This window comes from Mesorhizobium sp. M0045 (genome assembly GCF_040323385.1).
In the GTDB taxonomy this organism is placed as follows: Bacteria; Pseudomonadota; Alphaproteobacteria; order Rhizobiales; family Rhizobiaceae; genus Mesorhizobium.
Genome location: NZ_JAMYUY010000055.1, coordinates 1 through 4080 on the forward strand (window position 1 = coordinate 1; position 4080 = coordinate 4080).

At 59.3% G+C, this 4080-nt stretch carries 4 protein-coding genes and 1 pseudogene; 1 reads left to right on the forward strand and 4 read right to left on the reverse strand.

The annotated features are described in order from the left end of the window. Positions 1-154: 154 nt before the first annotated feature. Positions 155-858: pseudogene (locus tag NKJ72_RS30715) on the reverse strand (transposase). 97 nt (positions 859-955) lie between these two features. Here NKJ72_RS30715 and NKJ72_RS30720 point away from each other — a divergent pair. After that, on the forward strand, positions 956-1315 hold the full coding sequence (locus NKJ72_RS30720) for an oligopeptide/dipeptide ABC transporter ATP-binding protein (RefSeq protein WP_352480766.1): 360 nt from the start codon (positions 956-958) through the stop codon (positions 1313-1315). Between the two features lie 482 nt (positions 1316-1797). Here the strand turns inward: NKJ72_RS30720 and NKJ72_RS30725 are convergent, their stop codons facing one another. The 3 genes from NKJ72_RS30725 to NKJ72_RS31120 all read right to left on the reverse strand — a co-directional run. After that, on the reverse strand, positions 1798-2931 hold the full coding sequence (locus NKJ72_RS30725; RefSeq protein WP_352480767.1) for a M24 family metallopeptidase: 1134 nt from the start codon (positions 2929-2931) through the stop codon (positions 1798-1800). 249 nt (positions 2932-3180) lie between these two features. Beyond that, on the reverse strand, positions 3181-3459 hold the full coding sequence (locus tag NKJ72_RS30730) for a hypothetical protein (protein WP_352480768.1): 279 nt from the start codon (positions 3457-3459) through the stop codon (positions 3181-3183). 511 nt (positions 3460-3970) lie between these two features. Continuing rightward, the coding region (locus NKJ72_RS31120; RefSeq protein WP_502901926.1) for a biotin/lipoyl attachment domain-containing protein at positions 3971-4080 on the reverse strand (110 nt) is incomplete at its 5' end.

The following is a 4080-nucleotide window of genomic DNA, read 5'->3' on the forward strand; positions in this document are numbered from 1 at the left end:
TTGGTTGGAATGGTGGCCGGCTTCATACCGGAATGGTGGCCGGTGTTTGATCGGAATGGCGGCCGGCTTCACGTCGGAATCCGCAGACCTCAGCTTTCCGGGTCCGGACCGGACGGACAACCTGCTGAAACCTCACAACTAGAGCACGTCCGGTTTAATCCGGTTCATAGCCTGCGGCCTTGAAGTAGTTTGCGCATTCTGTTGGCGTAAAAAGGTCGACGAGCGCGCCGACGGTGTCCCATAGGGCCGCGATTGTCCGCTCGGCCCTCGCCCGCAGGAGCGCCTTGAGCTTGGCGAAGCGCCGGTGAAGGTCGTGGTCTTCCAGTGGCCGTGCGGCACGCCTGCCCGGCAGCGTTCGCCGCGCGGCTCTTCCGCGCAGGCGAGCCATCTTGGTCGACAGCCCGGTCTCATCTATGAAGACGAGCTTTGCCGGATCGAGGTCGAGCTGGCCGTCGAACCAGGCACGCCGGCGCTTCAGGATGTCGGGACGATTTTGCTCCAGTGCGTGTGCGGACTTTTTTTGAACGTCCAGCCGTGCCCCCGCAGCCAGTCGCTCAACGTGCTGCGGCCTATGCGCATGGACCGCTCGGCCAAGACCTGCTCCACCATCTCGTTCAGCGTGATGTCCTTGCGCTCCTCGATCATCCCGACGATGAAGTCGGCATGGGCGTCGAGACGCGAGCCGCGCCGTCGTCCCTGCGGTCGCGGCGTCGTCTCGCCCCTCCGGGCTCTGCCGATCCAGCGGATCGCGCTCGATATCCCGACACCGAACCGAGCCGCTGCCTGGCGGGCCGATGCTCCTTCACCCGCCGCCTTCACGACACGTGACCGCAGATCCTCACCAAGTGCTCTCGCCATCGTCCACCTCCATAAAGTGGACGTTGAATCAGTCAAACCGATTCGCGTCACATCACAATCGATTCATCGATCCCCGGACGTGCTCTAGACCTGCCTGTTGCTTGGGCTGATCCCCGACCGGATCGCGGTCTTGTATCTCGGCAGAGTGGTTGAGATCGGCAGTGCCGACGAGATCACCTTCAACCCGAAGCATCCCTATACCGTTGCGCTGCGCAACGCGGCACCGCTGATCGGTGCGAACGTAAATCGCGGTGAACTTCCGGCCTTGCAAGGCGAGGTCCCGAGTGCCGCCCGCATACCGACGGGTTGCCGCTTCCATCCACGTTGTCCGCTCGCCGTCGATCGCTGGCGGCAGGAAGAGCCGCCGGCCGTCGAAGTCGGGCCAAAGCATATCGCAGCTTGCTGGATGGCGGTGGATCTGCCCGTCCCCAGAAACGTAGCCTCGCCGGGGAAGTGACTATCCTATTGCGTCAGAAGCTGCAGGAACGTTGCATCCGCGATGGCCAACTCGCCGGTTCGACGAAATTTCATTTGGGCAACTGGTAAAAGTTCTCCCTCATACCGCGAGCGTCTGAACTGCCGCGAGATATGGAAGGTTGAGCATCTCCGCGAGGGGCGATTGTGTAATGGCAGGAACTACGAGCCGCCCGTGCGCCAACGGGGTCATTCGCGACATTGTAAATTGCGGATCGGAGGCAGGACCGCTTACTCACCTCGCCGGACTGAGAATCCTTCAACGTGAGATAGCTTCTGCAGCTCGTATTTCAGTAGCCTACTCATTTGGTCCGAACTCTCCTCCCCATCTTAGGTTTGTTGCAGCGGCGCGCGCTTGTGCCGATTTTCATGTATGCCTCCACTGAGCTGTCATCGGGTTCACGCGGGCATGTGAAGCGACAACATCAGTGGCCCGCTATTCCGGAAGAAAACCGAGCTATCAAACTACGTTCCTGGTCGGGTTCCCCATTCACTGCTCGAAAACAACCGGCGCTCCATCTTGGTTAGCCTTTCACCACCGTTCGGACCGACTAGGACCGTCTCGCTGATGGCGATGCCTCCGCCCGACGTATACATATGGAACACCATATCCTCTTCCAGAATCCATTCGGAGTTGGGAAGGAAAACCCAGGTGAAATCGCTTCCTCGGCTTCTTGTTGAATAGTAACCGAGCGTATAGCCAGTGATATTGGTGTAATGCTCGCGAATGCCCGCGTCGATTGCACCCTGCCGCATGATGCGGTCTACGTCTTTCGCAATCGCCCCCGGTTTCATGGCAGCAATCTGCTTATCCTGTAATGCTATCATCTTTCTCGAAAGGACATCTAACTCTGGCGAGATATCGCCCAAGACAACGCAGCGCATCATGCGCGAGCTGTAGCCTTGGAAACGAGGGATCAGTTCGATGTGAAGCACATCCCGTTGCTGGAGAGGCGCGTCGTGTAGATCACCGTGGAGAAAGTCCCACCCTCTGGCGGCAGTGATGACGCCATAGGGCCCGAGGTCGCCTCCGTGGCGGACATAGGCTTCAACAGCCATGCGCGCACCTTCCCGTTCGGTAAACCCTGGCTTCGCGGATTCCACGATCTCCTGCATTGTGGCATCATTGATTGCGCTGGCCTTACGGAGTTTCTCAATTTCAGCCTTTGACTTCAACTTACGCGACTTCCTAGGCAACCCGTCGACGTCGACGAACTCTACATGCGGCAACTCGCGCTTCAGGGCCTCGAACGTCTGAACCGTGAGGGCGTGGCTCGTCAGGTCAATGCCGATGCGCGCGCGATCGTAGCCGCGCTGGCGAATCTTGTCGGCAACTGCCATGGCCGGGTCTTCCCAATCGGAATAGCCGACGATATCCTCGATCCAAGTGCTTTCGCGCAACGGAGCTACATCCAGCGACCTCAAAACAAAAAACGCTTCACCTTCAATGGGAATAAGGCCGGCCCCGGATGACTCGTGGTTGAAGTAGTAGGCGGTGGCTTCGAAATCATCAATGAGCAGCGCATCGAATTTGCGGGCGCGCAATTCAGCGCGCAGCCTCTCTACGCGGGATTGGATTTCATTGCGATCAAACTGCATTTTCATATCATCCTGTGGGTGTGAGGATTTGATTTTGCGGATCAGGTTCGACGAGAGTGGAATTTGGCGGGGAGCCCTTGCGAAGGACGGCGCCGAAACAGACAGACAATAGTCAGAACAAGAAACACCGAGCAGTGGCTCCTGTGACATCGAATTTGTTCGCCAATTTGGAGGCCAATGGCTTGTGCCCGGAGCGACTCGTGCTGAGCCGGCGCAGATATGAATGCTAGCAAGCGGTTTACAGACGTCTCAGGCAAAATGAGGCGTTGATTGATCTGTACGTTTCAAAACGCAGGGATCAAATGAAGCAGCGAATTGGTGAAGCAGAGCGATCGAACCCATTGGCTGCTCTCCGGTCGCTACGTCGCTGCCGTCCAAACGATGGACCTCGATCTTGATCGCCAGGTCTACGAGACGAAAGGCGAGCGTCGCCACATCGAGCCCTGCAATGACGCCCGGCCAGCGTGCCGAGAACGTCAGGTTGGTCTGGAGATCGATCGGGCGGCGCCTGCCGGCGGGGGCAGCCAATGGGTTCGATCGCTCTGCTTCACCAATTCCAGAAAATGGGCAAACAAAGCGGTCGCCAGCGGCTTGAGGTTTACCGCCGTCGCCGTGAGGTAGGCCTGGACATTCGTGCTGGCGGGGCCCCGCCGAACCGCCCGGGTGACGTCGGCCCGGCAGTGAAGCATCGACGTGGAGCACCTCACCCTTGGCGATTTCGCGTCGATCCAGGCTTGAACGTACGCTCGAAGATCCGGGGAAGACGGTCCATGCGGCGTCGCAGCAGGCCCGAGACCTTCAAGCGGAGCTGCGGCCGGACAGGTCAACCGCAACCCCCCATGTGGTGGTGCGCCGCCGACGGGACTGGGATCGGTACTCGCGCGGCATCGAAACTGGCGACCTTGCAGTAGGCATCGATCGCCGGAAAACGGGCGGCGAAGGCGTCGCCCGTGCTCGCGTGGATTCTTTCGCCGTATGATGGGTCGAGTCTTACCGCAAACAAAAAAAGGCTTGCCCGACAAGTGCGTGCCAACCCACTTCAACCGATCGTCGCCAGTTCCGCGCCGAGGCCGACCACCTTGCCAGCTCCAACCTTGATGTGGATACGGCCCGTCTTTGGGGCGAGAATGCGCGTTTCCATCTTCATCG